The sequence below is a fragment of the Streptomyces sp. NPDC102360 genome, from assembly GCF_044766085.1.
In the GTDB taxonomy this organism is placed as follows: Bacteria; Actinomycetota; Actinomycetes; order Streptomycetales; family Streptomycetaceae; genus Streptomyces.
The window spans coordinates 112,134-137,888 of record NZ_JBIWLG010000016.1 but is presented as its reverse complement, the minus strand read 5'-3'; the positions used below and the strand labels follow the sequence as shown (position 1 = coordinate 137,888).

23 protein-coding genes are annotated in these 25,755 nt (G+C 70.3%); 12 read left to right on the top strand and 11 right to left on the bottom strand.

Annotated features, from left to right (window positions below):
* Positions 1–50 precede the first annotated feature (50 nt).
* From ACIRHA_RS39090 to ACIRHA_RS39080, 3 genes are read left to right on the top strand one after another with little or no spacing between them, the layout of a single operon-like run.
* The gene (locus tag ACIRHA_RS39090) at positions 51–1,244 is read left to right on the top strand and encodes an acyl-CoA dehydrogenase family protein (RefSeq protein ID WP_403855893.1); all 1,194 of its coding nucleotides are present in this window, start codon (positions 51–53) and stop codon (positions 1,242–1,244) included.
* Positions 1,241–2,260, top strand: coding sequence for a phosphotransferase family protein (locus tag ACIRHA_RS39085; protein WP_403855891.1), 1,020 nt, complete (start codon positions 1,241–1,243; stop codon positions 2,258–2,260). The genes ACIRHA_RS39090 and ACIRHA_RS39085 overlap by 4 nt, the downstream gene beginning before the upstream one ends.
* Complete coding sequence (locus tag ACIRHA_RS39080; RefSeq protein WP_403855889.1) at positions 2,257–3,030, top strand: SDR family NAD(P)-dependent oxidoreductase; 774 nt, start codon at positions 2,257–2,259, stop codon at positions 3,028–3,030. Before ACIRHA_RS39085 ends, ACIRHA_RS39080 begins: the two co-directional genes overlap by 4 nt.
* A gap of 61 nt (positions 3,031–3,091) precedes the next feature.
* Here ACIRHA_RS39080 and ACIRHA_RS39075 read toward each other — a convergent pair whose 3' ends face one another.
* Complete coding sequence (locus ACIRHA_RS39075) at positions 3,092–4,108, bottom strand: alpha/beta hydrolase (protein WP_403855887.1); 1,017 nt, start codon at positions 4,106–4,108, stop codon at positions 3,092–3,094.
* Between the two features lie 174 nt (positions 4,109–4,282).
* Here ACIRHA_RS39075 and ACIRHA_RS39070 point away from each other — a divergent pair, with 174 nt between their 5' ends.
* The 3 genes from ACIRHA_RS39070 to ACIRHA_RS39060 are packed head-to-tail and all read left to right on the top strand — an operon-like array spanning position 4,283 to position 6,660.
* A complete protein-coding gene (locus ACIRHA_RS39070) occupies positions 4,283–4,432 on the top strand; it encodes a hypothetical protein (RefSeq protein WP_403855885.1) in 150 nt (49 codons plus the stop codon).
* A 19-nt stretch (positions 4,433–4,451) separates the two neighbouring features.
* On the top strand, positions 4,452–5,921 hold the full coding sequence (locus tag ACIRHA_RS39065) for an MFS transporter (RefSeq protein ID WP_403855883.1): 1,470 nt from the start codon (positions 4,452–4,454) through the stop codon (positions 5,919–5,921).
* 43 nt (positions 5,922–5,964) lie between these two features.
* The gene (locus ACIRHA_RS39060; RefSeq protein ID WP_403855881.1) at positions 5,965–6,660 is read left to right on the top strand and encodes a transporter; all 696 of its coding nucleotides are present in this window, start codon (positions 5,965–5,967) and stop codon (positions 6,658–6,660) included.
* Between the two features lie 16 nt (positions 6,661–6,676).
* On the opposite strand, the gene ACIRHA_RS39055 is transcribed toward ACIRHA_RS39060, so the two are convergent.
* On the bottom strand, positions 6,677–8,128 hold the full coding sequence (locus ACIRHA_RS39055) for an MFS transporter (protein WP_403855879.1): 1,452 nt from the start codon (positions 8,126–8,128) through the stop codon (positions 6,677–6,679).
* Between the two features lie 97 nt (positions 8,129–8,225).
* On the bottom strand, positions 8,226–9,119 hold the full coding sequence (locus ACIRHA_RS39050; protein ID WP_403855877.1) for an NAD(P)-binding domain-containing protein: 894 nt from the start codon (positions 9,117–9,119) through the stop codon (positions 8,226–8,228).
* Positions 9,120–9,382: 263 nt separating this feature from the next.
* Here ACIRHA_RS39050 and ACIRHA_RS39045 point away from each other — a divergent pair, with 263 nt between their 5' ends.
* A complete protein-coding gene (locus ACIRHA_RS39045; RefSeq protein WP_403855875.1) occupies positions 9,383–10,621 on the top strand; it encodes a PucR family transcriptional regulator in 1,239 nt (412 codons plus the stop codon).
* A 499-nt stretch (positions 10,622–11,120) separates the two neighbouring features.
* Here the strand turns inward: ACIRHA_RS39045 and ACIRHA_RS39040 are convergent, their stop codons facing one another.
* Both ACIRHA_RS39040 and ACIRHA_RS39035 read right to left on the bottom strand, forming a co-directional pair.
* Positions 11,121–12,641, bottom strand: coding sequence for a GMC oxidoreductase (locus ACIRHA_RS39040; protein ID WP_403855873.1), 1,521 nt, complete (start codon positions 12,639–12,641; stop codon positions 11,121–11,123).
* 22 nt (positions 12,642–12,663) lie between these two features.
* Positions 12,664–13,014 (bottom strand): hypothetical protein, encoded by a 351-nt coding sequence (locus ACIRHA_RS39035; RefSeq protein ID WP_403855871.1) that lies wholly within the window; start codon positions 13,012–13,014, stop codon positions 12,664–12,666.
* A gap of 111 nt (positions 13,015–13,125) precedes the next feature.
* On the opposite strand from ACIRHA_RS39035, the gene ACIRHA_RS39030 reads away from it, so the two are divergent.
* The 3 genes from ACIRHA_RS39030 (at position 13,126) to ACIRHA_RS39020 (ending at position 17,332) form a co-directional block, all read left to right on the top strand.
* The gene (locus ACIRHA_RS39030; RefSeq protein WP_403855869.1) at positions 13,126–14,394 is read left to right on the top strand and encodes an ROK family protein; all 1,269 of its coding nucleotides are present in this window, start codon (positions 13,126–13,128) and stop codon (positions 14,392–14,394) included.
* Between the two features lie 247 nt (positions 14,395–14,641).
* The gene (locus ACIRHA_RS39025; RefSeq protein WP_403855867.1) at positions 14,642–16,003 is read left to right on the top strand and encodes an MFS transporter; all 1,362 of its coding nucleotides are present in this window, start codon (positions 14,642–14,644) and stop codon (positions 16,001–16,003) included.
* Positions 16,004–16,048: 45 nt separating this feature from the next.
* A complete protein-coding gene (locus ACIRHA_RS39020) occupies positions 16,049–17,332 on the top strand; it encodes a DUF6379 domain-containing protein (protein ID WP_403855865.1) in 1,284 nt (427 codons plus the stop codon).
* Between the two features lie 71 nt (positions 17,333–17,403).
* On the opposite strand, the gene ACIRHA_RS39015 is transcribed toward ACIRHA_RS39020, so the two are convergent.
* From ACIRHA_RS39015 to ACIRHA_RS38995, 5 genes are all read right to left on the bottom strand, one after another.
* Positions 17,404–18,402, bottom strand: a complete 999-nt coding sequence (locus tag ACIRHA_RS39015) for a transketolase family protein (protein WP_403855863.1) — start codon at positions 18,400–18,402, stop codon at positions 17,404–17,406.
* Positions 18,399–19,322: a transketolase gene (locus ACIRHA_RS39010; RefSeq protein WP_403855861.1), complete on the bottom strand. Its 924-nt coding sequence runs from the start codon at positions 19,320–19,322 to the stop codon at positions 18,399–18,401. The genes ACIRHA_RS39015 and ACIRHA_RS39010 overlap by 4 nt, the downstream gene beginning before the upstream one ends.
* The gene (locus tag ACIRHA_RS39005; RefSeq protein WP_403855859.1) at positions 19,319–20,659 is read right to left on the bottom strand and encodes an MFS transporter; all 1,341 of its coding nucleotides are present in this window, start codon (positions 20,657–20,659) and stop codon (positions 19,319–19,321) included. Before ACIRHA_RS39005 ends, ACIRHA_RS39010 begins: the two co-directional genes overlap by 4 nt.
* Positions 20,660–20,721: 62 nt before the next feature.
* Positions 20,722–21,594: an NAD(P)-dependent oxidoreductase gene (locus ACIRHA_RS39000; protein WP_403855857.1), complete on the bottom strand. Its 873-nt coding sequence runs from the start codon at positions 21,592–21,594 to the stop codon at positions 20,722–20,724.
* A gap of 81 nt (positions 21,595–21,675) precedes the next feature.
* Positions 21,676–22,434: a FadR/GntR family transcriptional regulator gene (locus ACIRHA_RS38995; RefSeq protein WP_403855855.1), complete on the bottom strand. Its 759-nt coding sequence runs from the start codon at positions 22,432–22,434 to the stop codon at positions 21,676–21,678.
* Between the two features lie 437 nt (positions 22,435–22,871).
* Here ACIRHA_RS38995 and ACIRHA_RS38990 point away from each other — a divergent pair, with 437 nt between their 5' ends.
* Positions 22,872–23,204, top strand: a complete 333-nt coding sequence (locus tag ACIRHA_RS38990) for a DNA-binding protein (RefSeq protein ID WP_403855853.1) — start codon at positions 22,872–22,874, stop codon at positions 23,202–23,204.
* Positions 23,205–23,460: 256 nt separating this feature from the next.
* Here ACIRHA_RS38990 and ACIRHA_RS38985 read toward each other — a convergent pair whose 3' ends face one another.
* Entirely contained in the window at positions 23,461–25,083 is a 1,623-nt protein-coding gene (locus ACIRHA_RS38985; protein WP_403855851.1) for a DHA2 family efflux MFS transporter permease subunit, read from the bottom strand.
* 122 nt (positions 25,084–25,205) lie between these two features.
* Here ACIRHA_RS38985 and ACIRHA_RS38980 point away from each other — a divergent pair, with 122 nt between their 5' ends.
* A complete protein-coding gene (locus ACIRHA_RS38980) occupies positions 25,206–25,694 on the top strand; it encodes a MarR family winged helix-turn-helix transcriptional regulator (RefSeq protein ID WP_403855927.1) in 489 nt (162 codons plus the stop codon).
* Positions 25,695–25,755 lie beyond the last annotated feature (61 nt).

Sequence of the window (25,755 nt, the reverse complement as noted above, 5' to 3'; positions counted from 1 at the left end):
CCGCGCCACCAACCTGAACGACTCTTCGACATCAGCCCATTGGAGAACGTGTGCCTATCGACCTCACCCCCGAGACACGTGTCTCGGACCTCGCGCACCGCACGGCGCGATTCATATCCGACGTCGTGCTTCCCGTCGAAGAGGAGCACCGCGGCGTCGTCCACACGGACGACGTGCGGGCACAGCTGCAGACCGCGGCCAAGGAAGCAGGTGTCTTCGCCCCGCATGTGGCACCCGAATACGGCGGCCACGGGCTGGACATGTGCGGGCGCGCGGCAGTCTTCGAGGAGGCCGGCTATTCGCTGCTCGGGCCGTTGGCGTTGAACATCGCGGCGCCGGACGAGGGCAACATGCACATGCTGGAGGCCATCGCGACGCCCGAGCAGAAGGAGCGCTACCTGCGCCCGCTCGCCACCGGGGCGGTCCGCTCGTGCTTCGCCATGACCGAGCCGGCGCCCGGGGCCGGTTCCGACCCCAGCGCGCTGTCGACCCGGGCCGAGCGGGTCCCGGGCGGGTGGCGGATCGACGGTCACAAGTGGTTCATCACCGGGGCCGACGGAGCCGGGTTCGCCATCGTCATGGCACGCACCAGCGGCGAGGTGGGGGACCGGGGCGGCGCGACCATGTTCCTGGTCGACTCCGGCAACCCGGGCGTGAAGACCGTCCGGCACATCGAGACCCTCGACGAGAGCCTGTTCGGCGGCCACATCGAGCTGCTCTTCGACGCCTGCTTCGTGCCCGACGACGCGGTGCTCGGCGCCGTCGACGAGGGCTTCGACTACGCCCAGGTCCGACTCGGCCCGGCCCGTATGACGCACTGCATGCGCTGGCTCGGCATCGCTCGCCGCGCGCAGGACATCGCCGTGGAACGAGCCGCGGACCGGCGGCTCTTCGGGTCGCGGCTTGCCGATCTCGGCATGGTCCAGCAGATGATCGCCGACAACGAGATCGACATCGCCGCCTCGCGCGGGCTGATCACGCAGGCCTGCTGGGAGCTCGACCAGGGCCGCTCGGCCGCGCAGTCCACGGCGATCGCCAAGACCTTCTGCGCCGAGGCCATCCACCGCGTGGTGGACCGGTCCCTGCAGATCTGCGGCTCCCTCGGCGTCTCCGGGGACGTGCTGCTCGGCAGGTTCCTGCGAGAGGTCCGCCCGTTCCGGATCTACGACGGCTCGTCGGAGACACACCGCTGGGCCATCGCCCGCCGTACGGTACGGCGCCACGAGCGGGCGGCCGGCCGATGAAGACGCTCGAAGGCCTTGGCCTGGGGGCGCTCACACGGTTCTTCGCCGAGCACGTCCCCGGCTTCCGCGGCGAACTGCACGCGGAGCTCGTGCAGGGCGGCCGCTCCAATCTGACCTACCGGCTGACGGACGGTCAGGGCAGCTGGATACTGCGCCGCCCGCCGCTGGGCGGCCTTACCCCCTCGGCGCACGACATGGTCCGTGAGTACCGGGTGGTCTCCGCGCTCGCCGGCAGCGGCGTTCCGGTGGCGCGCACCGTCGCGCTCGGCGACGCCCAGGTGATGGGTGAGCCGTTCGCTCTGGTCGAGTACGTGGACGGCGTCGTCATCCGCACCGAAGACCAACTGGAGTCGTGGTCCGACGAGTTGGTCACCGGCTGCGCGCACGCGCTGGTGGACGTGCTCGCCCGGCTGCATGCCGTCGAGCCCGCCTCCGTCGGCCTCGACGGCTTCGGACGGCCCGAGGGCTACCTCGCCCGCCAGGTCGCCCGCTGGTACGACCAGTGGCAGCGCGTCCGCACCCGCGATCTGCCCGACGTCGAGGCCCTGCACACGCTCCTCGCACAGGACTGCCCGGCCGAGAGCGGTGTCTCGATCGTGCACGGCGACTTCCGGATCGACAACGCCATCCTCGCCCATGACGACCCGTCACAGGTGCGCGCCCTCGTGGACTGGGAGATGGCCACACTCGGCGATCCGCTCGCCGACCTCGGCCTGCACCTGGTCTACACCGACCCGGCCTTCGCACCGGTCCTCGCGGGCGGCGCCGCATCGACCAGCCCACGCCTGCCCGCCCCCGCCGACCTCGCCGAGCGCTACGCCACCACGAGCGGCCGCGGCCTGGACAACCTCGGCTACTACATCGCCCACGGCTACTTCAAGATCGCGGTGATCGCCGAAGGCATCCACGCCCGCCACCGCCAGGGCCTGACCCTCGGCTCCGGGTTCGAGACCGTGGGCGAAGCGCCCGCACCCCTCGCCGCGGCCGGACTGCACGCACTCAGGAGGAGTCCATGACCACCACCCCCGTCCTCGACCTGTTCCGCCTGGACGGCAAGGTGGCCGTCATCACCGGCGCCAGCTCGGGACTCGGCGCAGGATTCGCCGTCGCGCTGGCCCAGGCCGGCGCCGACCTGGTGCTCGCCGCACGCCGCACCGACAAGTTGGAGGCCGTTGCCGATCAGGTACGGGCCACAGGAAGGCGCGCCGTCACCGTCGCCACCGATGTCACCGACCCCGAGCAGTGCGAGGTGATGGTCGGGGCCGGCCTTGACGAGTTCGGCAGGATCGACGTACTGATCAACAACGCGGGCGTCGGCACGGCCGTCCCCGCCCTGCGTGAGCGTCCCGAGGAGTTCCGCCAGGTCATCGAGCTCAACCTCAACGGCGCCTACTGGTCGGCCCAGGCCTGCGCGAAGGTCATGGAGCCCGGCTCCAGCATCGTCAACGTCGCCAGCACCCTGGGCCTCATCACGTCCTACGCACCCCAGGCCGCCTACTCGGCCAGCAAGGCCGGGCTGATGGGGCTGACGCGCGATCTGTCCGGCCAGTGGGCGGGCCGCCGGGGCATCCGGGTCAACGCCGTGGCGCCCGGCTACTTTGCGAGCGAGATGACAGCGGCCGTGCCCGAGGACGTGCTGACGGAGTTCATCGAGACACGCAGCCCGCTCGGCAGGCTGGGTCACCAGCACGAACTCGACGCTGCCGTGCTCTTCCTGGCATCGCCGGCGTCGTCCTACGTCACCGGCAGCACACTCGCCGTGGACGGAGGCATGTCCGGGCACTGAGCCCCTGACGCGACCGCCCGGCTCGGTGCCTGTGCACATGAGCCGGGCGGCCGGCACGGCATCACGAAGTGACAGCTCCGAGGCCGAAGGCTTCGCGGAGGGCGCCACACACGTCCGTGACGGCTTCGGCCGCCTTGGTGAAGGTGCCGATCTCGGTGAAGAAGCCGTGGAACACGCCCGGACAGCGGCGGAACCGCACGGGGACGCCCTCTGCCTCCAGCCGTCGTGCGTACGCCTCGGCGTCGTCGCGCAGGCAGTCCACCTCCGCGGTGACGACGTGGGCCGAGGCAAGCCCTGCCAGGCGCGGCGCCTGGAGAGGCGTCAGGAGCGGGCTGGGCGCCACACCTTCGTCGCCCACGTACTGACGCAGGAACCACTGCGCGTCGGCGGTGCCCAACAAGGGCGCGTCCACGAACTCGGTCCAGGACGGCCGATCGAAGGTGTTGTCCACCGCCGGGTAGACGAGGACCTGGAGCACGGGCTGCGGCAGCCCGCGCTCGCGAAGGTCCAGGCAGAGCGCCGCCGCCAGACCTCCGCCGGCTGAATCACCGGCGACCGCGATGCGGTCGCTGTCGACGCCCAGGGCAGCCGCGTTCTCGACGAGCCAGCCGTGTGCCGCCCGGGTGTCGTCGACAGCGGCGGGGAACCGGTGCTCGGGCGCCAGCCGATAGTCGACCGAGACCACGACACACCCCGCGCAGACGCTGAAGAGGCGACACACCTCGTCGACGCCGTCGAGGCTGCCGACCGTGAAGCCCCCGCCATGGAAGTAGAGCAGGCAGGGGAGAGCGGCGGACTCCGTGCCGGGTTCGTGCGGCCGATAGACGCGAACGGGCACGGAGTGAGAGACGCCGCCCGGATCGGTCCAGGTGGCGTCCTCCTCCGCCACGGAGGCGACCTGGGTGATGCGGGGCGGGGGCTGAGGGGCCGTGAACTTCCGTACGCCATCGAGTCCGAGGGTGTGCAGAGGCTTCGGGAGCACCTCGGCCAGAAAGTCGGCTGCCTGGAGCGATTCGGGGTCGAGGAGCGTGCGCCAACCGGGCGCCGGTGCTGATCGTTCGACGGGTGCAGTAGTCACGTGCTGCTCCTTGTGCGGGGTCACGATCTGACCTGGGCGATAAGACATGGTCGCAAGACTGGATCAGGTGAGCAACACCCGGGCACGCAATTTCTGGGTCGAACGTCTTGAACGGATGACCAACATGGGTCTAGCGTGCGGGCGGATCGAAGGGTGACTCGACGCCGACCCGGCGTGACCGAGCCCCGCACCAGCGTGGACCGCCGCGACGAGCGCGGACTCGCTCCCCTCCAACGAGCGCAGGACTGGTCCTCGAACTCGTCGGGCCCGCACAGCCGTGACGACTGCACCGCCATCGAAGCCGGGCTTCCCGGCCACCTCTGATCAAGAACCGGAGAATGGCATGACAGAGATCCATCAACCTGCCGGACTCGGCGACCGGGCGGCTTCTCGTCGCGCGCCGCACAAAGGGGCCCTCATCGGCCTGGGCGCGATCCTGGTCGTCCTGACCAACGCGGTCGTCTTCGTCCTGCCGCCGCTCCTGCCGATCATCCAGGCGCAGTACCACCTGGCCACCGTCGCCGAGACGACGTGGCTCTACTCGGCGCTGACCCTCGGCGGGGGAGCGGGTTTCATCCTGCTGCCGCGCCTCGCCGACGTGCACGGCGACCGGAACGCCTCCGTGGCTGCGTCCGCGTTCCTCACGGTGGGCGCGCTCGTTCCGGCCGTCGGCGACTCGTACCCGACCGTGCTGGTCGGCTGCGCCGTGATGGGATTCGGCGGCGCGGCGCAACTGCTCCCGCTCGGCTTCCTGCGCCGCAATCTCGGCGAGAGCGGCATCTCGGTGGGCGTCGCGGTCCTGGTCATCGCCACCGGAGTCGGCATCGTCGTCGGGATGATCGGCGGCGGCTTCATCGTCGAGAACCTGTCGCTGCGCAGCTTCTTCGTCATTCTCACCGCCGCGTGCGCGGTCACGACCTTCGCCACCTACGTCACGATCCCGCACACACCGCCCGCCGAGCGCACCCGCCGCATCGGCGTGCTCGGCACGGTCTGGATGATCGGCTGGGTCGCCGCCATCCTGCTCACCCTCACGCAGGGACTCGTGTGGGGCGGCGCCGCACTCCTTCCGCTGGCCGTCGGTGTCATCGGTGGCATCGCCTGGGTGCGGGTCGAGCGCAGGTCGTCCTCGGCGGTGTTCGACGTCGCCATGATGAAGGCGCCCTTGGTGACCGCCTCGTGCGTGTGCATCGGGCTGTTCGCCGCGGCGAACTCGGCGTTCCTGCTCCTGCTCAGCACCTACGCGCAGATCACTCCCTCGTCTCTTCGCGCCGCGGACGCGTACGGCCTCGGGCTCAGCGAGCTGGACACCGCCCTGCTCATGGCGCCGTTCGCGGCGGCGTTCCTGGTCCGCGGCGCCGTGCTCGACCGGGCACTGCTCAAGGGTCGAGGTGTGTCCGTCTTCGTCACCGGAGCGCTGATCTGCGCGGCGGGTCTGGTCTGGCTCGCGGTGGCGCACGACCAGGTGTGGCACTACCTCGTGGGCGCCGCCGTCATGGGGCTCGGCTGCCGGATCGGCTACTCGGCCGGCTTCACCCTGGTGCAGATGGCGGTGCCCGAGGAGAAGGCCGGCATGGCGGCGGGCGCCGCCGGCACGTTCATGGCCGTCGGCTTCACCCTCGGCGCGGCACTGGTCAGCGGAGACCTCAGTGCTTCCCTCGTTCCGATGCCAGGAACCGGCCTCGAGGTCGCCGCGAAGGGCCTGTACGGCATCGGCTACTGGCTCTCGGCGGTGCTCGCCCTGCTCATCGTGGCGACCGCGCTGATCTCGCGCGCCCGGTCCGTCCGACAGGCCGAAACCACCGCGCCCTGAACCCACCACGCCCTGCCCACCACTCCAAAGGAATCGCGTTCCCATGAAAGAACTGCTCTTCGTGCTGGCCGACCTCTGGCTGATCTTCACCGGCTTCTTCTACGGCTGGAAGTTCATCCGGAGATACGGCAACTACCTACTCGGACTGGAATGGTTCATCCTCGCCACCTCCGCCTCGAACTTCCTCGCCTGGTCTCTCCTCGGCGGCGACGAGGACAGTTTCATGTACTCGGTCGCGTACTTCTTCGACGCCTTCTCGCGATCGGTGGGTGTCTCCCTGATTCTCGTCATGGGCCTGATGGGTGCGACACACCGTTACAAGCCCACACGGGCGGTCGACATCGCGGTGTTCGTGCTGGGCATCGCCGCCGGGCTGTACCTCCGGCAGTTCCACGGCGGCGAGCTGCACGTCGGCCCGGCGGTCTTCTACGTCGTCGTCAACGCGCTCGCCACCGTGTTCCTCGCCTACTTCTCGTGGCGGCTGTGGAAGATCCGGGCCAAGGGTGTGGCCATCGGCGCCGCGCTCGCCACCGCTGCGGGCACGTACATCGCCGTCACGTACGACTTCTTCCCGCTCCCCGGCGACGACGAGTACCACACCATCTTTTACATCCTCGCTCTCTCGACCTGGGGGTTCCAGGGCTTCGCGTACTACTTCGGGTACCGCGCCCTGCACGAACGCGACGTGACGACGGCCGGGGAGCCGGCACCGGGCGGAGAGCGCGTCGCCCGGGCCTGACGTGTCACCGAAAGCCCTACGAGGCCTGCCGCATCAGGGACTTGAACGCGCCGGGGTGGCGGGCGGACGACACGGCCGTCGCGGCGAGAATGCCGACCGGGAAGGCAGCCGCGATCAGGTATCCCATGGTGTAGAGGTGCGGCTGTGGCACACCGGAGACCTCGGGAAGGTACGCGAGGGACAGGACGGACGTGGTGACGGCGGCGCCGAAAGCGGAGCCGATCATCATCGCCGTGGCGGGGATTCCGGCGGCCATCCCTGCCTGGTCCTCGTCCACCACCAGTTGCGGAATCGCGAACGAGCCGCTGTAGCCGGCGCGGCTGCCGAGCCCCACGAGGGCCGAGCCGACGAGGTACTGCCACGTCTGGTCGTGGGCGAACGCCAGCCACACCAGACCGATCCCGCACACGGCCGCGCCCGCGGCCAGCACGGCGCCGGGCCGTCCGTGCTGCACCACGCGCTCCGCCGCCTTGCCGCTGATGAACATGGTCAGCGCGAACGGAAGCATCAGGAGGCTGGTGCCGAGTGCGTCGGTGCCAGAGCCGTACCCGACCTCGGACGGGGTTTGTGTGTAGTAGGTGACCAGCAGGACGAAGGCCGCGTCGACGGCGCCGAACAGGAAGGAGGCCACGCAGGCCGTCGTGGCGTACGGCCGCTTCAGCATCTCCAGGTCGAAGACCGGGGTGGCCGACCGGCGTTGCGCCAGCACCCAGGCGACACCGGCGACGACTCCGACGGCGAACAGCGGGTAGCACACGGCGCCCCAGGCGCTGATCTGCGCCATCGCGAGCAGCAGCAGCGTCACCCACGCGATCATCCACGCCGTGCCCCACACGCCGATCCGCGCGGACGAGGCGGGACGCGAGCGCGGAACGACCGCCAGAAGAGCCGCCGTGGTCGCGGCGAACGCCGCCGCCAGGAGGTAGAAGAACGTCGACAACGACAGGTACTTCACCGTCAGGCCGCCGCCCACCATGCCCACGACGACACCGGTTCCGGTGGCCATGATCAGGACGCTGACCGCGGTGCCCACCGAGCCGCCGGAGAGGTGACGGCGCAGGAATCCGACCGGGAGTATCTGCGCCGCGCTGCCGAAGCCGAGCATGGCCGACCCGGCGAGCAGCGCCGGGTACGTGTCGGCGACGGCGGGTATCAGCGCGCCCGCCGTGAGCAGGACTCCGGACCACAGCAGCATCGTGCGGTCGTCGACGATGTCCTGCAGGCGCGGAATGAGCACGAAGCCGGCCCCGCTGCCCAGGAGCATCGTCGTGAGAACCCAGGCCGCCGCCGAGACACCAATGGCGAAGTGACTCTGCATCAAGGGAAGGAGAGGTCCCAGCATGAAGTTGACCGCGATGGTCACCGTGCACAGCAGCGCGGAGACCGCGATGAGCGGGACTCGTCTGCTCGAAGGTCGGGCCCCGACGTCCGCACCTGCGCCGAACACGGCCTCGTTCGCTCTTGCCATCGTGATGCACTCCCGTACGAGATGGGGGGCCGCCGCCACCGGCAGGACCCGGTGGGGACGGCGTATGAGGGTGGGTCTCAAGGGGTGTGACGTGATGTCACTCAGCGACGCCCTTGGTGTCGGCGAGGACCTTGCACTGCGCGGAGAACGCGAGTTGGGAGAACCCGGCGCGCTCGGCGAGCTCGAGATTCTCGACGACCGCCCCGACCACCCGGGCGCTGTACCCTGCCGTACGCATGGCAGTGAGTGTGGCGCGTGCGCCCTCGGTGAAGGTCTTCACCGTCGCCTGGTCGGTCTCGTGGGAGTCCTGCGCGATCGCCGTCGCCGTCTCCGGCGCCACCGCCTCCAGCAGGGAGATCACCTGCGTCGCCGTCGAGGCCAACGCCCGTGGGGACAGGCCCTGATCGATCGCGTACGTCACCGCCTCGACGTAGGCGCTCAACGCCGCGATGAAGAACGTGCCGACCATGCTCCCCTCCAGCACACCGGCACCGCGCACGCCGTCGGAGAGGTGCTGGGAGGCGCCCCCGAGGCTCATGAAGACATCATGGTGCCGCTCCCAGAGTGCGGCGGGGCCGGACACACCGACCATCCCGTGGGGAGCGCCGATGTCCCTGGGATAGGAGCCGATGAACCCGTCGAGATAGGCGGCGCCCCGCTCGCCCGCCCACCGCGCCATCTCCTCGGCCTCGTCGGCGGACCCGCTGCCGAGGTTGACCAACGTGGTGGTGTCCCAGTCGGCGACCGGCTCGAGCGCCGAGCGCGCGCTGTCGTAATTGTTGGTGCAGGCGATGCACAAGCTTGTCGCCGGCACGGCTTCGGCGGGGGAGTCCACGGGCGTGACGCCCGACTCGGCGAGTGCGAGCGCCCGTTGCGGGGTGCGGTTCCACGCGGCTACGGAGTAGCCCCGCCCGGCGAGAGTGCGCGCCAGTGCGGAGCCCATCAGCCCACACCCGACGACCAGGACGTCGTACTTCTTCGTGCTGCCCATGAACGTTCCTCTCGATGGCTGCCACGTCGCTCGTCACGTCCCGTCGGTGAGGCGGGTGCCTCGGGCCTGGCCGACTACGGACCACAGGCAGACCGACTGGTCGGAATGGCTCCTGCTGTCTCGACCCTGGCCGCTGGGACGGTCCTCCGGCCAGGGCACGTCAGCGCGGGTTCGAGGGGGAGGAGGTGAATTCCGCACCTTGCGGCATCCGGACGCTGCCGGGCACTGTGGCCTGTTCTCCTCCACGTCTACGATCACGGGACATGAAGATGCTGTGGCCCAGCCCGTCCGAGCGGGTGTGCGAGCTGATCCGGCAGATCGCCGAGAGCCGTCTTCCGGTGCCGGACGAGGTCGTCGACCAGGTGTGGCAGGCATCCCAACGCGCGGCACGACAGCGGGAGTACGTCGACGATCCCGTGCTGGCGGAGGCGGATCGGCGCCTGTGCAAGGCCAACATGACGCACTGGCTGGTGTCCAACATGCAGGAACCGGGCCGCCGGGTGACCCCGGCCAAGGACCGCGAGATGCTGATCATCGCCAGGGACCTCGTACTGCGCGGGATGGACCTGGACGAACTCGAGTCCTGGCGTGCCGCGCAGCGGGTCGGTTGGGGGCTGTGGGTCGACCAGTGCTTCGCCGCGACCGACGACCGTGAGGAACTGCGCGAGCTGATGGAGGTGTCCGCCAACTCCCTGACGACCTACATCGACGACTCCATCGCCGCGGTCGGCACCTACGTCGACGAGATCCGCGCGGAGATGGGCTTCGGCGCCCAGGCGCAGCGGCACACGACGGTCCAACTGCTGCTCCAGGGCGCGCGCATCAACCGCGCCCGCGCCGAGGAACAGCTCGGCCATCCGCTGGCGGGACACCATGTCGCGGCGATCCTGTGGGTCGATTCCCCGGCCGACGCACAGGAGCTGGAGCGGGCCGCCGAGCACGTCATGTGGACGTGCGGTGCGACCCGTCGCCTGACGCTGCCGCCGAGCACATCCGCACTCTGGCTGTGGCTGCCCGTGGACGAGGTTCCCCCGACGGCGGACGTGCTGCATGTCCTGGAGAAGACGCCCGGTGTACGCGTGGCACTCGGTCGCACCGGAGCGGGCCTCACGGGATTCCGGCAGAGCCACCTTGACGCCGCGGCGGCACAGCGGCTGCTCGCCCGCGTCGGATCATCGCGCATGGTCGTCCGCTACGAGGATGTGCACCTGGTCGACCTGCTCACCGCGGATCCGAGCCAGGCCTCGGAGTTCGTGTCCCGCACTCTCGGCGACCTGGCCACCGCGGACCCGGTCCTCCAGTGCACGGTGCGCACGTACGTAGCCGAGGGCTACAGCGTCTCCAGAACCGCCGACCGTCTGTTCGCCCACCGCAACACCATCGACCGGCGCCTCGCAAAGGCCAGAACTCTGCTGCCCAGGCCCCTCGACCACGATCCGACGAGCGTTTCGGCCGCCCTCATGCTGGTGGAACTCCAACAGGACCGGAGGATCGGTTGTTGACCGGTCATCGGTGACTGCCGAGGGGCAGCCCGCAGGCTTCGGCTCGTGTCAGACCACCTGTAAACGGTATGCCTTGCGGGCCTTCGCGGCACCTGTAAGAGGCTGCGCCGGCCCGTCCAGGCCGTCGCAGAGACGGTGGGCGATGGCCTGGAGCAACGTCGACTCCACCAGAGGGCTGTGGCGGATGGTGTCCTCGACGGGACGTCATCCGGCAGGCGACGGAGGGCGTAGCGTGGAGGCGCGTCAAGGCTGGTTGAGTGCGGCGGATGCTGCGGTGAGACAGCAGCCGCCGCGTACTCGGGCGACGTGCTCCCCTTCACCGTCGCCTGAGCGGGTGTCCTCTGCCGGGCGGAGTGCGGGAGTTCCCCCTGCCATGCAGGAGGAGGACAGTGGCTGGAGCCGCGGTGACGGAGTTTCGGCTCCAGCGGGCTGTACCTGCAACTTCCGCTTGGTCGTGGACACCTGATCCGGCGGCAGCAGCTGGGCGATCCGAAACGCCTCAGGTCCGGGACGGCGGGACCGTAGCCGCCGTCTCCCGCCGCAGAAGGTGTTCCACCAGGGACCGGGCTCCCCGCGATGCCAGGGCGACCGAGGTCAGGGTCGGGTTGCAGGCGGTGGCTGTCGGGATGACGTTGTTGCCCGCCACCCACAGGCCGACCGTGTTCCATACCCGGCTGAAAGTGTCGCAGACGCTGGTGTCGCCGTCGGTGGGTCCCATGCGGGTGGTGCCCTGGTAGTGGAGTGAGCTGCCGGCCGGGAGGAGGAACGGCGCTGGGTCGAGGGGGGCGCCGAGGGCGGTGCCTGCCTCGGTGACTGCCCTCTTGGCGGCCTCGATGGTGGCGAGATCACGGTCGGTGTAGCGGTAGTGGATCGTGGCCGTCGGCATGCCGAACGCGTCGTTCGTGTCGTCGGCGAACGTGATCCGGTCCTCGGAGGTGACGTCCTTGGCGCAGAACCAGCCCAGGCCGACGATGCTGCCGGGCTGGACGGGTGTGGTGTCCGCGAGCGGGACCGGCGAGGCGTCGAGCTGCATCACCTGTCCGTGGAACGGCTGGTCGTCGGTGTAGGGCACCCAACTGACGCCGCTCTGCGGGACGATGCCGCCGTCTTCGTCGCGGGTGCGGTCGGTCACGGCGTCGTGCGTGGCCACGACGTCGTCGGGAAGACGGACGGCGAAGACGACCTGCGGCTGGTCGTTGAGGTAGCGGCCGAGCGCGGCGGGGCGGATGCCCGAGGCGTGCAGCAGTTGCGGGGTGCGCAGGGCGTCGGCGGCGACGACCACGGCGGACGCGGCGATCTCGGTCTCCTGACCGGCGCCGCCGTCGGAGAGGTCGCGTACGACGACGCCGGTGACCACCCCGCCCTCGTACCGCACCCGCAGGCACAGGCACCGGTCGGCGAGCTCGACACGCGAGTCCCGGGCGGCGGAGCCGAGGACGACATCCGTGCCGCTCCATGTGCGGCTCCCGTCGGGACGCGTGGTGACGGCCAGTGGCATCGGGGCGACGCGGCGGGAGGCGGGGCGGCCGTCGTCGAAGTGGCGGGCCAGGCGGTGGCGCACCTCGTCGGCGAAGGGGGCGTCGTCGAAGGCGTCGGCGCTGACGTGGAGGAGCTGCTCGGCGCGGGCGAGGTGCTGGTCCATCTCGGCGGCGGGGATGAAGGGGATGCGTTCGCCGTCACCGGGCCGGGGGCAGGCCGCGGTCCAGTGCGCACCCATGCCGCCGACGTTGGTGGAGACGGCGGCGGCGGGCATGTCCGGGGCGGCGAGCAGGCGGGTTCCGGGCCGTCCGGGCGAGGCGGGGCTCGGCCCTTCCGAGGCGCGCTGGGCCTGGGCGCGCCGTTCGTCGTCGGCGATGTTCTTCACGTGGCCGCCGGGCGGATCGCTGATCCTCGGACCGGCCTCGACGACCAGGATCCGGGCGCCGGGGTGCTGCTCGAAGACCTCGCGGACGTATGTGCTGCCGGTGGGGCCGCTGCCGACGACGACGAGATCGTAGGCGGGGGAGAGGGGAAGGGACACGGGTGGGACTCCTGGGGTCGGGTCAGCCGGTGACGAGCGGGCGCAAGGTCCGGTGCGCGATGGTCAGGCCCTGGCACACCTTCGCGGGGGTGCCGCCCCACAGGGGGGGCCTCGTGCTCGACGGAGACGGTGCCGGTGAACCCGGCTTCGTAGAGGCGGTCGACGACGCGAAGCCAGTCGACCTGTCGGCGGCCGGCGATGAGGTAGCGCGGTAGAAGAGGTGGACGCACGGCACCGTCGCCACCAGACCCGCCCGGTCGGCCGAAGAGCCGGCGACCAGGCGCACCTGACCCGAGGCGGCTGCGACGGCCCGTGCGTGCACGGTTCCCATGAACCCGGTGCCGACGATGGCTGCGCTGACCGGCTGTGGCATGTGGCGAAGTCCTTGTCTCGGCGAGTGAGTAGAGCGCCACTATTGCACGTGAAATGCAAAAGTAGTCAAGGGTGCGCTGTCCGGCGGCAGAAGTGCGCGATGATGCCTGGCATGACACGCCGACCGCCTACCGCCGTAGATCACTTCGATGCTCTGTCCGCCGTCGTGGACCTGGTCCGCTCGGGCCGTGCCCGCACCAGGCCCGAACTGGGTGCGGTCTCGATGCTGGGGCGCACCGTGATCTCCCAACGGGTCGACCAGGCCATCGACCTGGGGCTCCTGGAGGACGCCGAGACCGGCCCGTCCAGCGGTGGCCGCCCGTCGCGGCAGCTGCGGTTCAACGCCGGGTGCGGCCTCGTCCTCACCGCCGTCCTCGGGGCGGCCGCACTGGATGTGGCGGTGACGGACCTGGACGCCCGTGTCCAGGAGCACCGGCACGTGGAGTGGTCCATCGCCCGCGGGCCCGAGGAGACCCTCGCGGCGCTGGACGGGCACTTCGCCGAGCTGCTCGCCGGGCGGTCGGACGTCCCGCTGTGGGCGGTGACGGTCGGGGTGCCGGGGCCGGTGGAGTTCTCGACGGGGCGGCCCTCCCAGCCGCCGATCATGCCGGGTTGGGACGGCTTCGACATCCGCGGGCGGCTCCAGCAGCGCTACCGGGTGCCGGTGTGGGTCGACAACGACGCCAACTTGCTGGCGTTGGGCGAGGCCCGCGCCGCCGGAGCCGCGGACGAGGACATGATCTTCGTGAAGGTCGGCACCGGCATCGGCGCCGGAATCGTCAACGAGGGTCGCATCCGGCGCGGCAGCAAGGGCGCCGCCGGCGACATCGGCCACGCCCGCGTGCTGGAGGACAACCAGGTGATGTGCCGCTGCGGGCGCACCGGTTGCCTGGAGGCCCTCGCCGGCGGGTGGGCGTTGGCCCGCGACGCGGTGACCGCCGTCCACGAGGGGCGTAGCCGCTACCTCGCCGACGTCCACCGTGAGCACGGCGAGATCACCCCCGCTGACATCGGCCGCGGCGTCACGTTGGGCGACGCGTGGTGCATGACCGCGGTAGCGCGCTCCGCCGAGCGGATCGGCAGCGTGATGGCGACACTGGTCAACTTCTACAACCCCGCCTGCCTCGTCTTCGGTGGTGGCGCCCTGACGGTCGGCGAGCCCTTCCTGCGCGTGATCGAACATGCCGTTCGCAGCCGGTCGTTGCCCCTTGCCGCGTCCGGCCTGGTGATCCGCGGGTCCGGGCTCGGAGAGCTGGGTGGTGTCGTCGGCGGGGCGCACCTGGCCGTCGAGGCGCTGCTGTCCGCCGACGCGATGGCGGCATGGACGCCGCAGGGAAGCCCCGCGGGCGTCGAGCCGGGTCGCCTTCTGGTGGGTGTGTGAGGCGATGTGTGGGGGTGCGTCAGGCGATTCCGGTGCTCCGGTGCTCCGGTGCTCCGGCGCACCGGTATCGCTCGCGGTGCGCCCATCAACCGGTCGAACCCATTGACTTAAGCTCACCGCAAACTTAAGTTCCCTCGGTAAGAGCAGACGAGTGCCGGAAGAGCCTCGCCTGCCGTCAACGGCAGCCGCCACCCCTGCGCCTCATGTCTCAGGCGGCGTGCCCCTCTGCCACCGAAGGGACTCGACGATGAGTGCCGCATCCTCTCCAGTCGCAGGCACGTCCACCGGCATGCGTCCCTCCACGGCCCGGCCCGTCGGCCGCGCCGCTCAACTCGGCTACGGCCTGGGGGACTTGGCGTCCAACCTGACCTGGACCACCCTCACGGCCTTCCTGCTCTTCTTCTACACCGACGTCGCAGGCCTCGCCGCCGCCACCGCGGGCACCATCTTGCTGCTCGGCCGGGTCGCCGACGCCGTCGTGGACCCGGTGGTCGGCCTGGCCGTCGACCACACGCGCAGTAGGTTCGGCCGGGCCCGCCCCTATGTGATCTTCGCGGCGCCGCTCCTGGCCGTCGCCTTCGTCCTGGCCTTCACGCCCGTGGGCACCGGCACCACCGCGGCCCTCTGGGCCGGCTTCACCTTCGTACTCGTCGGCATCAGCCACTCCCTCGTCAACGTGCCCTACGGCGCGATGCTCCCGATGCTGACCTCCGACAACGACACCCGCCTCAAGATGAGCGGCTACCGCTTCGTGGGCGCCTCCCTCGGGCTCATCGCGGTCTCCCTCGCGGTCATGCCCCTGGTCACGACGCTGGGCGGCGGCAACCTCGCCCACGGCTTCCCCGGCATGGCGATCGTCTTCGGCGTCGTGGGCACCCTCCTGTACTGGGTGGTCGCCGCGCTGTGCAAGGAGCAGGTCGCGCCCCTGGAAGCACAGCCAAAGGCCGCCGTCGGCCAGGCCCTGAAGGCGCTGTTCCACAACCGGCATTGGCTCGGCGTCTGCCTCGCCTCGGTGCTGGCCTTCGTCCGCCTCGGCGTCATCACCGCCGGAGCCGTCTACTACGCCCGCGACGTCCTGGACAACTCCTGGGCCACCAGCTACATCCTGCTGTCCTTCTCGCTCTCGGCCCTGGTGGGCTCGCTGCTCACCCCGTGGATCCTGCGCCGCACCGGCAAGCGACGCGGCATCGTCATCGGCCTGATCGCCACCGCCGCCCTCTACCTCGCGCTATTTCCTCTGCACGACGACCCCGTGGCCTTTCTCGCGCTGTTCCTCGTTGCCAACCTCCTCGGCGGGTTCGGTCTGGTCGCCGCGCCCGCCCTGGTCTCCGACGCCATCGACCACCACGAGGGCGTCACCGGACGCCGCGACGAAGGCCTGCTGTACGCGGGCTACAGCTTCGCCACCAAGGTGGGTACCGCCCTGGGCAGCGCCCTGTTCGCCTGGGCGCTGGCCTGGGGCGGCTACCGGGCCCATCACGTCACCGCGCAGGCCTCGCACTCCATCGAGTGGGCCTTCGTCGGCATCCCGCTGGTCCTGTGTCTCGTCCAGGCTGCCGTCATGGGCCTCTACAAGCTCGATTCCTCCACCCCCGCACCGGCCGCCTGAGCGCCGTCGGCGCAGGGCAGTTCACGAGAAAGGACGAGCCGCATCGTGCTCGAACGCACCATCATCCAGCAGCGCGGCTTCCGCAACGTCGTCGGCAACGGCGCCGTCACCGGATTCCAGCTCCGTCTGCGCAACCCCAACTACCGCGGCATCGCCGCAAGCCTGGTCGACGGCGTCGAGATCGTCATCGACGGCGAGAAGCACGCGCCCGAACAGTCCCGCTGGACCCTCCAGGGCCGCACCTTCACCCTCGACGCCCTGCGCGCCTCCACCGACGTCCGCTGGCAACTCGACGAGGACGCCGTCGTCACGGTCGACCACCCCGGCGGCCTGGGCGCGGGCGTGCACCGCATCGAGGTGGCCATCCACCTGCGTCGCCCCTACATCCCCGAGATCGCGGGCCCCTCCGTCTTCCGCGCCACGGCGACCGGCACCATCGTCCCCGCCACCGGAGGTACTCAGGGCCTCAACTACGGTGTCTCGCTCTACAGTTACTCCGGCGACCTCTACACCTCGATGTCCCTCGAGGACTCCATGGCCGACATCGCCGACCTCGGAGCCACCGGCATCGAGATCCTCGGCGAAGGCAACATCCCCGGCTACCCGCGACCCGACGCCGGGTGGATCGACACCTGGCACCGCCTCCTGGACCGGTACGGCCTGACCGCGACCAACTACGGCGCCTGGGTCGACACCGCGATGTGGCGCGAGCGCGACCTCACCGCCGAGGAAGGGCGCGCACAACTGGAGACCGACCTGCGGCTGGCCAAGGCGCTCGGATTCACCTCGATCCGCCCGAAGTTCGGCGTCGTCTCACCGGACCTTGAACCCCACCCGATCTGGCAGCCCGCCGTGGAGAGGGTCCTGGACCTCGCCGCCGACCTCGACATCGTCATCTGCCCCGAGATCCACAGCCCCACCCCGATCAAGCACCCGGTGACGCAGGGATATCTCGACTTCATCGAGCGCACCGGCAGCGACCACTTCAAGCTCCTCATCGACACGGGCATCTTCCAGACCGCTCCTGTCGACGACGGCCACGAGGGATTCGAGGGCAAGAAGCGTCCCGCGTTCCTGGAACCGCTGGCCGTCCCGATGGCAGACCTGGTCGAAGTGCTGCCCCAGGTCCACTTCATCCAGGCGAAGTTCTTCGAGATCGACGACGAACTGCACGACCTGCACATCCCCTGGGCGGACCTCGTCACCACCCTGCACGACGCCGGCTGGAACGGCTGGCTGTCCAGCGAGTACGAAGGCCGCCGCGAACCGTACTGGGGACGCGACCAGGTACGGCGTCAGCACGCGCTGCTGCGCGGGCTGCGGGCCTGAGTGGAGGGACGAGGGCCCGGACGGGGAATCTGCTGGTGCGCGTCCCCGCCGGAACGCGCACCCATTCGTTGTCAGAGCGCGGCGAGCACCTTCTCCACCACCCGGTCGGCCGCGAGGCCGTACCGGTCGTGGAGGGTGGGCAGCGCGCCGGCGTCGATGAACTCGTCCGGCAGGGCGATCGGGAGGACCTGCTTGCCCAGTCCCGTCCGGACGGCGGCCGAGGCCACGGTCTCGAAGAGGCCACCGACGACAGTGTGGTTTTCCAGTGTGACGGCGAGGCGGTCACCGGCGAGCTCGCGGAGCACGGTCTCCTCGTCGAACGGCTTGAGCGTCGGGGTGTGCATGACGGCCACGTCGACGTTGTGCGCGGCGAGCTTCTCCGCGGCCTGCAGCGCCCGCATTGTCATCAGACCGCTGGACACGAACACGACGTCACGGCCGCCCCGTACGACCTTGGCCTTGCCCAGCTCGAAGGTGTAGTCGTACTCGTCGAGCACGAGCGGCACCTTGCCGCGCAGCAGCCGCAGGTACGTCGGTCCCTCGTGGGCGGCGAGTTGGGGGACGGCCTGCTCGATGTCGAGGGCGTCGCAGGGGTCGACGATGGTGAGGTTCGGCATGCCGCGGAAGATCGCGACGTCCTCGGTCGCCTGGTGGCTCGGGCCGTAACCGGTGGTCAGGCCGGGCAGCCCGCCGACGACGTTGACGTTCAGGTTCGGCTCGGCGATGTCCAGGCAGATGAAGTCGTACGCGCGCCGGGCGGCGAACACCGAGTACGTGGACGCGAACGGCACGAGGCCCGTCTCCGCCATGCCGGCCGCGGCGCCGAAGAGGAGCTGCTCGGCCATGCCCATCTGGAAGAACCGGTCCGGGTGCGCCTGGGCGAAGACGTGCATGTCGGTGTACTTGCCGAGGTCGGCGGTGAGGCCGACGATCCGCTGGTCCCCTTCGGCGGCTGCGGCCAGCGCCTTGCCGAAGGGGGCGGGGGAGGTGCGCTGGCCGGGATCGGCGAAGGACGCGATCATCGCGGACGTGGTGAGGCGCTTGGCCGGGGTGGGGGTGGTGGTGCTCATCGTGCCGCTTCCGTTTCCTTGTCGTCGCCCGCCGGGGAGCCGGCCTGGTGTCCCGCCGTCAACTGCTCGCGGCACACCGCCCATTCGTCCTCGTCGATCCGCATGAAGTGCGCCTTCTCGCGCGCCTCCAGGAGCGGGACGCCGCGCCCGATGCGGGTGTCGCAGAGGATCACCGACGGGCGGCCCTCGGTGGCAGAGGCCTCGCTCGCCGCGTCCAGGGCGCGCAGCAGCGCCTCGATGTCGTTGCCGTCGACGCGCTGCGTGAACCAGCCGCAGGCCTGCCACTTCTCCTCGGCCGGCTCGATGGACAGGACGGTGTCGGTGGCGCCGTCCGCCTGCAGCGCGTTCATGTCGACGAGCGCGGTGATGTGTCCCAGGCGGTGGTGGTGGGCGCCCATCGCGGCCTCCCACGTCGAGCCCTCGTCGAGCTCGCCGTCGGAGAGGAAGTTGAAGATCCGGGCGCCGTTGCCCTGGTGGCGAAGGCCGAGCGCCATGCCGACGGCGACGGTCAGGCCGTGGCCGAGCGAGCCGCCGGAGATCTCCATGCCGGGCGTGTAGGAGGCCATGCCGGACATCGGCAGGCGTGAGCCGTCGGTGCCGTACGTGGAGAGTTCCTCGACGGGGACGGTGCCGGCCTCGGCGAGCGCGGCGTACAGGCCGATCGCGTAGTGACCGGTGGAGAGCAGGAAGCGGTCGCGGTCCGCCCACTCGGGGTCTTCGGCGCGCAGCCGCAGCTGGTCGGCGTAGACGGCGGCGAGCATGTCGGCGACGCCGAGGGCCTGGCCGACGTACCCCTGGCCCTGCCCTTCGCCCATCGTCAGGACGTGATGGCGCATGCGGTACGCGGCTTCGCGGACGCGGCTGACACGCTCGGGGAATGCGGCCTGTGCGGGGGCCTCGGTCACGGATATCGCTGTCATGAGACTTTCTCGGTGGTGAGGTGTGTGGAAGAGGAGGCGTCGCGTTCCTGCGCGGCGACCTTGGCCGGGGCCGTCTCCGGAGTGACGAGCGCCGCGGCGACGGAGGCGATGCCCAGCAGGCAGAACAGGACGGCGGGGCCGGTCCAGCCGATCCAGCCGTACAGGGCGGTTGCCGCGAAGGGCAGCAGGCCTGCGACGAGGGACGCCAGGTTGTAGCCGAGCGAGATGCCGGAGGAGCGGACCTCGCGGGGGAACTGCTCGGAGAACCAGGAGGATTCGACGGCGAAGATCGGGTCGTGGCTGAGTACCAGGCCGAGCACGACGGCGATCACGATGAACAGGGTGGTTCCGGTGTTGACCAGCAGGAACATCGGGAAGCCGAAGACGATGGTGAAGACGGCGCCGATGAGGAACACCGGCTTGCGGCCGATCCGGTCGGACAGCGCACCGAAGAACAGGTGACTGCCGAGACCGATCACCGAGCCGACGATCGTGCCCAGGAGTACGTCGTTGCTGGTGCCCAGGTCGGCAAGGCCCACGTATGACAGCACGAAGCTGGTCGTGACGTAGTAGCCGCCGGTCTCGGCGAGCCGCAGCATCGTGATCTTGAGGATGATGCGCCAGTCGCTGCGCAGCACGTCGAGGGCGGGCGCCTTGCGGATCTGGCCCTGCTCCTTCATCTGCGTGAACTCGGGCGACTCCTTGATCCGCAGCCGGATGAACAGGCCGACGGCGACCATCACGATGGAGAACAGGAACGGCGCCCGCCACACCCAACTGCCGCTCAGCGCATGCTCACTTAGGAGGAAGGTGCCGTTGGCCAGGAGCAGTCCTGCGGGGATGCCGATCTGCGGGACGGCCCCGTAGCGGCCGCGCCGGTGCGGCGGGGCGTGCTCGACACTCATGAGGACGGCGCCGCCCCACTCGGCCCCGAACCCGATGCCCTGAAGGATGCGCAACAGGATCAGGAGCAGCGGCGCGATCACGCCGACCTGCTGGAACGTGGGCAGTACGCCGACGAGGACGGTCGCGATGCCCATCAGCATCAGGGAGGCGTTCAGGACGGTCTTGCGCCCGAGGCGGTCCCCGAAGTGCCCGGCGAGGTACCCGCCGAGCGGGCGGAAGAGAAAGCCGACGGCGAGGGTGGCGAAGGATGCGAGGACGCCGACGAGCTGGTTGTCGGTGTGGAAGAACTCAGTTCCGAAGTACGCGGCGGACGCGGTGCCGTAGATGAAGAAGTCGTAGCTCTCCACGGCCGATCCGACCATGGAGGCGAACGAGACCTTGGCGGGGTTGTCGCGGCGGGGCGCGTCGGCGGCTCTGCTGACGGCGCTCATGGGCGGCTCCTTGGTGGGCCGTGCGAAGGAGCGCGATCGGCGCCGTACTCCTCCGCACGAATTCAGGGGGTCTGGTACGTCTCGATGACGCGGGAGTCGTCGCGTGCCGCGAGACCGCTGTCCGCGGCGGCCAGGTAGCGGTCGCGGGCGAGATCGAGCAGGGGAGTGGGGGCGTCGGCGGCGCGCGCCGCGTCGGCGACCAGGCCGCTGTCCTTGACGAAGATGGAGACGGCGCTGGTGACTTCGACGTCGGTGCCGCCCAGCATGCGCGGCCCGCGGTCGGAGAGCATGAACGAACCGGCGGCGCCGCCCTCGACCAGGCCGAGGACCTGGGCGGGGTCGAGATCCAGGGACGCGGCGAGATTCAGCGCCTCGGCGGCGGCCACGATATGGACCGAGCACAGGTGCTGGTTGACCACCTTGATGGCCTGCCCGTCACCGGGCCGCTCACCGACGGGGCGGACCGTGCCGCAGGCGCTCAGGGCGGGGGTGACGGCGGCCACGTCGTCGGCGGCACCGGCCGCGAAAATCGTCAGCTCGCCGGTACGGGCGCGTGCCACGCCACCGGTCACCGGGGCGTCGACCACGCGGGCGCCGGCCGCGGCGAGCCGCCCGCCCTGGGCGCGCACCGCGTCCGGGCCGACCGTGCTCATGATGACCCAGTACCGGCCGCTCTGGTCGGGGCGGGCGTCGAGCGCGTCGGTGACCAGGGCCGCGAGCTGGTCGGGGGTGGCCACCATGACGAGGGTGGTGGGGGTGTCGGGCGCGTCGCGGACCGTGGTCACGGCGCCGGTGAGTCCGGCTTCCTTGGCGCGGATGGCGGCGGCGGGGGCCGGGTCGACACCGGTGACGTCGTGTCCCGCGGCGGCGATCCGGGCGGCCATGGGCAGACCGATGGCGCCGATGCCGACGAAGACGAGGGGTGAAGCGTTCATCTGGGGTTCCTTGGTGCGGAGTTCCTTGGTGCGGGGGCCCGTGGCGCGGAGTTCCTTCGTGCGAGGTTCCTCGGCGCGGGGTCAGCGGCCGGCGGCGCGATCGCCGTCGTCTGGAGCCGAGGTGGCGGGGTGCGCGGCGTGATGGGCCGTGGCGTCGGTGAACGAGGACCAGACCTCGAAGTGGCGGCGCATGGCCGCGCGGGCACCCTCGGCGTCGCGTCCGTCGATGGCCTCGACGATGCCGTAGTGCACGGTGTCGATGACCAGGCTGCGGCCGGGCGGCAGGGGAACCTCGGTGGCGCTCGCGCGCCGGTCGACCATCTCGCTGCGCAGCGTGTGGCTGAGCGCGTCGTGCATGAGGTCGAACACCGGGTTGCCGACGATCTCGCACAGCCGCCGGTGGAAGTCCAGGTCTGCTTCCAGGGCGGCGGCGGCCTCTCCCGCAGCGGTCGCGCGCACCATCTCGTCGACGAGGCCGCGCAATTCGTCGACGTCATCTGCGGTGGCCCGGCGGGCGGCGGCCTCGGCGAGCGCGGTCTCCAGGATCTCGCGGGCGGAGCGGAACTGCGGCTGCGTCAGATGCCCCAGATGCCCGGCCAGATCGAAGTACAGCTGGAGGAAGGTGGCATCGGGCGCGGTGAGGAACGAGCCGCGGCCCTGCGTGCGATCGAGGAACCCCAGGTGTTCAAGGATCGACAACTGTTCACGCAAAGAGCCCCGGCTGATCTCGAGGCGGGACACCAACTCCCGCTCGGTGGGCAGCCGTAGCCGCCCGCCCTCCGCGTCCGGCACGCTCTGCTCCGAGAGCGAGCGGACCAACTGCGCCAGGTCCAGCGCCACGGCAGCCTCCCATCCCAGGTATGAGGTCGTGTCCACCGGCCAAACCGATTTGGTTTGACCAATGTGGTGAGACTAGATCCTGCTGGAATCGGAGGTCAATGCTTTGATTGGACCAATGTCGAGTACCGATGCCGACCGGGCAGGCGTGGGCCACAGTGCCGGTAGGTGAAGCCCACGGCACCGGCCCGCCCGGCGTGCGCCGTGACAAACGGGATGAGCCTGACCGGGAAGCTCCCCTGTGAGGGGCCTCGCGGCTGGCGCGGAAGGGTCTCGCCCTTCCTGGACCGCCGACGCCGCAGACAGGCCGCGCTCGGCCGGCTGACTCCCGTCGAATACGAAACCGTCATGACCACGCTGGCCACTCAGGCCGCTTAACCGAACCTGTCACCCAACCCTGCAGCAGCCCCCTGGCGCTGCTGCTGCGCAACGACCGCCAGATGGTCACCCGGATCGAGGCTGCTCGGCGCATAGGAGTGCCCGTCCTCGTGTCGGCCCTGACGGTGGTCGAGGCCGTCCACGGCAAGACGGATACCGCCAGGCTGCACTGGATGCTCTCCCGCCTCCAGGTCCAGGACGTCACCCAGGCGGACAGCCTCACCGCCGTGCAACTGCTGAGCGATGCCGGTGGCCTGCACGGCCACAAATGCGCCATCGACGCCCTCGTCGCCGCGATGGCGCTCCGCTGCCCAGCGCCCGTCCTCGTACTGACCTCGGACCGCGACGACTGGTCGGGACTGTGCGACAACCGCGTCCAGCTCAAGGGCATCTGAGCTGCCCAGCCAGCGGTTGGCCAACCGGATGATCACGCAGACTCGCGCACGGCCGCATGCCGATGGCGGCCCGGTACTTCCCGATCACGCAGACCTGATGACACGTCAAGCCCCGCAGAGCGTGGCCGTCGTGGCGCCCGTTGCGTTGCGCCGGCAAGGCATCGCTGCCGGCGCAACGGCAGCAGACAACGCCCGCCCGTCGCGCACGGGGCGTGACGGGCGGGCATCCGTCACGGGCGCGACGGGCCGCCGTCGATCACGGCAGGACGGGTTCGGCCTCGGCCCCCTCGGGCCCGACCTGCGCCTGTGGCGGCATGGCGGGGATGAGCAGGGAAGCGAGCAGGCCCAGCACGACGAACCCTGCTGCGATGTAGCCGCCGATGGTGACACCGTCGGACATCGCCGAGCGGGCCGCATCGGCGACCGAGGCGGTCTGCGGGTTTCCGGCCAGCGGGCCGATCGCGGCGCCCGCACTGTCGGTGACGGCGTGGCTGAACTTGTCGGCGGCGGCCCCGGACAGGCCGGAAGAGACCAGGCTGTGGTGCAGCTTGGAACTGAGGGTGGTGAAGAACACGGTGGTGAGCACGGCAATGCCGAGGGCGGAGCCGAGCTGACGGAATGCGCTCTGAATACCGGAGCCCTGACCACTGCTGTCGTCGGGGATGTCGGCGAGGACGACGTTGGTGACCTGGGCGGTGGCGAAGCCGACGCCCATGCCGTACAGGATGAGCATCGCCGAGAGGGCCCACCAAGAGGTGTCGGGAGCGGCTACGAGGGCGACGCCTGCCAGGCCGACGACTTCGAGTGCGAGGCCGATGCGCAGCTGGATCAGAGGCGAGACCTTGGCGGCCATCCCGAAACTGGCACCGCTGGCGACGAAGCTGCCGATAGCCACCGGTACCAGGGCGAGCCCGGCCTGCAGCGCGCTGTAGCCGAGGGTGAACTGCAGCCACAGCGGGAGCACCGCGACGATGCCGAACTCCCCGACACCGATGATCAGGGTCGCGATGTTGCCGCCCCGGAACGAGGCGATGGAGAACAGCCGCACGTCCATCATCGCCCTGGAGGCGTCGCTGCCACGCGTCAACTTCGCCTGGCGGCGCACGAACAGACCCAGCGCGAGGGCGGCGAGGATCAGCGCGACCAGGACGGGCGAGGGCCCGCTGTCCCAGGTGAAGCCAAGAAAGTTGAGCGGGTGGATGGTGGCCACCCATCCGTAGATGCGACCCTCGACGAGCCCGAAGGCGAGCAGACCGAGCCCGATGACGGACAGCACGGCGCCGAGTACGTCGATGCTTCCCCTGGTCCGGGGCGAGCGGGCCATGTAGCGCACCACACCGAACGCGACCAGCACGGACAGCGGCACGTTGATGCCGAACGCCCATCGCCACGAGACGTGCTCGGACAGCCAGCCGCCGAGCAGCGGTCCGAGCGCGGCGGCCGCTCCGATGGTCGAGCCCCAGACCGCGAACGCCTGACCGCGGGCCTTGCCCGTGAAGTTGGCCTTCAGCAAGGCCAGCGAGGTCGGCAGGATCATCGCCGCACCCACGCCCTGCAGGAAGCGGGCCAGGATCAGCAGGCCGCCGTTGGGCGCCAGACCGGCGAGCACGCTGGTGGCGCCGAAGACCACGACACCCCAGGTGAAGACCTGGCGGGCCCCGAGCATGTCGGACAGTCGGCCGGTGAGCAGCAACAGCGCGGCGAAGACGATCGCGTACGACTCCTGGATCCACTGCGCCTGCGAGGAGTTGACGCCCAGGTCCTCGACGACCGATGGCGTGATCACGTTGACGATCGTCGTGTCCACGACGATCAGCGCCACGCCCAGGGCGATGGCGATCAGTCCGAGCCACCGCCTGGTGGCCGTAGAGTCCCGCATTTCAATACCTCCATGGTGAAGTGATTCCACCGCGAAGGTAGATTGGGGTGGGTAGATTGTCAAAGGCGATCTGCGGGTGCAGGTCCGGCGATGCTCATGCAGAGGAAGGACGGCCGCTGGTGATGGAGAAATCGGCGCTCAACGGCGCGACGGCGCGGCGCGAGCTGCTGGTGGAAGCTCTGAGGGTCTACGGCGGGCGCTACGCCGAGCTCAGCCGCAGCTTCGCCGCTCATCTCGGCCTGTACGCCACGGACGCGACCGCTCTGCTGGAGATCATCGCGGCCGAGGAGCGGGGCGCCCCGATCTCCCCGGCCCGCCTCAGCAAGCGCATCCTGCTCTCGTCGGGCGCCACGACCTCGCTGCTCAACCGGCTCGAAGACGCCGGGCACATCGTCCGCAGCCGCGAGCACAGCGACCGACGTGTGGTCACCCTGCGCAGCAGCCCTCACATCCAAGAGCGGGCCGATGAGTTCTTCCGCCCGCTGGCGGCGCCCATGGACACCATCGTCGGCCGTTACCCGCCCGAACTCCTCGACCAGTTCAGGGCCCTGCTGGGAGAGATGTGCGCCGCAATGGACACCCACCTCGCACAGGTGAACCAGGACGCCTAGCGGACACCTGCTCGCGGCCCGGCACGATGGCGGTAATCCGCAGCATCTCCGGATCGAAGTC

Coding starts and splice junctions, on each gene's coding strand:
- ACIRHA_RS39085 (WP_403855891.1), top strand. CDS start 1,241: ATGAAGACGCTCGAAGGCCTTGGCCTGGGGGCGCTCACACGGTTCTTC.
- ACIRHA_RS39080 (WP_403855889.1), top strand. CDS start 2,257: ATGACCACCACCCCCGTCCTCGACCTGTTCCGCCTGGACGGCAAGGTG.
- ACIRHA_RS39065 (WP_403855883.1), top strand. CDS start 4,452: ATGACAGAGATCCATCAACCTGCCGGACTCGGCGACCGGGCGGCTTCT.
- ACIRHA_RS39060 (WP_403855881.1), top strand. CDS start 5,965: ATGAAAGAACTGCTCTTCGTGCTGGCCGACCTCTGGCTGATCTTCACC.
- ACIRHA_RS39055 (WP_403855879.1), bottom strand. CDS start 8,128: ATGGCAAGAGCGAACGAGGCCGTGTTCGGCGCAGGTGCGGACGTCGGG.
- ACIRHA_RS39050 (WP_403855877.1), bottom strand. CDS start 9,119: ATGGGCAGCACGAAGAAGTACGACGTCCTGGTCGTCGGGTGTGGGCTG.
- ACIRHA_RS39045 (WP_403855875.1), top strand. CDS start 9,383: ATGAAGATGCTGTGGCCCAGCCCGTCCGAGCGGGTGTGCGAGCTGATC.
- ACIRHA_RS39035 (WP_403855871.1), bottom strand. CDS start 13,014: ATGCCACAGCCGGTCAGCGCAGCCATCGTCGGCACCGGGTTCATGGGA.
- ACIRHA_RS39030 (WP_403855869.1), top strand. CDS start 13,126: ATGACACGCCGACCGCCTACCGCCGTAGATCACTTCGATGCTCTGTCC.
- ACIRHA_RS39025 (WP_403855867.1), top strand. CDS start 14,642: ATGAGTGCCGCATCCTCTCCAGTCGCAGGCACGTCCACCGGCATGCGT.
- ACIRHA_RS39015 (WP_403855863.1), bottom strand. CDS start 18,402: ATGAGCACCACCACCCCCACCCCGGCCAAGCGCCTCACCACGTCCGCG.
- ACIRHA_RS39010 (WP_403855861.1), bottom strand. CDS start 19,322: ATGACAGCGATATCCGTGACCGAGGCCCCCGCACAGGCCGCATTCCCC.
- ACIRHA_RS39005 (WP_403855859.1), bottom strand. CDS start 20,659: ATGAGCGCCGTCAGCAGAGCCGCCGACGCGCCCCGCCGCGACAACCCC.
- ACIRHA_RS39000 (WP_403855857.1), bottom strand. CDS start 21,594: ATGAACGCTTCACCCCTCGTCTTCGTCGGCATCGGCGCCATCGGTCTG.
- ACIRHA_RS38990 (WP_403855853.1), top strand. CDS start 22,872: ATGGTCACCCGGATCGAGGCTGCTCGGCGCATAGGAGTGCCCGTCCTC.
- ACIRHA_RS38985 (WP_403855851.1), bottom strand. CDS start 25,083: ATGCGGGACTCTACGGCCACCAGGCGGTGGCTCGGACTGATCGCCATC.
- ACIRHA_RS38980 (WP_403855927.1), top strand. CDS start 25,206: ATGGAGAAATCGGCGCTCAACGGCGCGACGGCGCGGCGCGAGCTGCTG.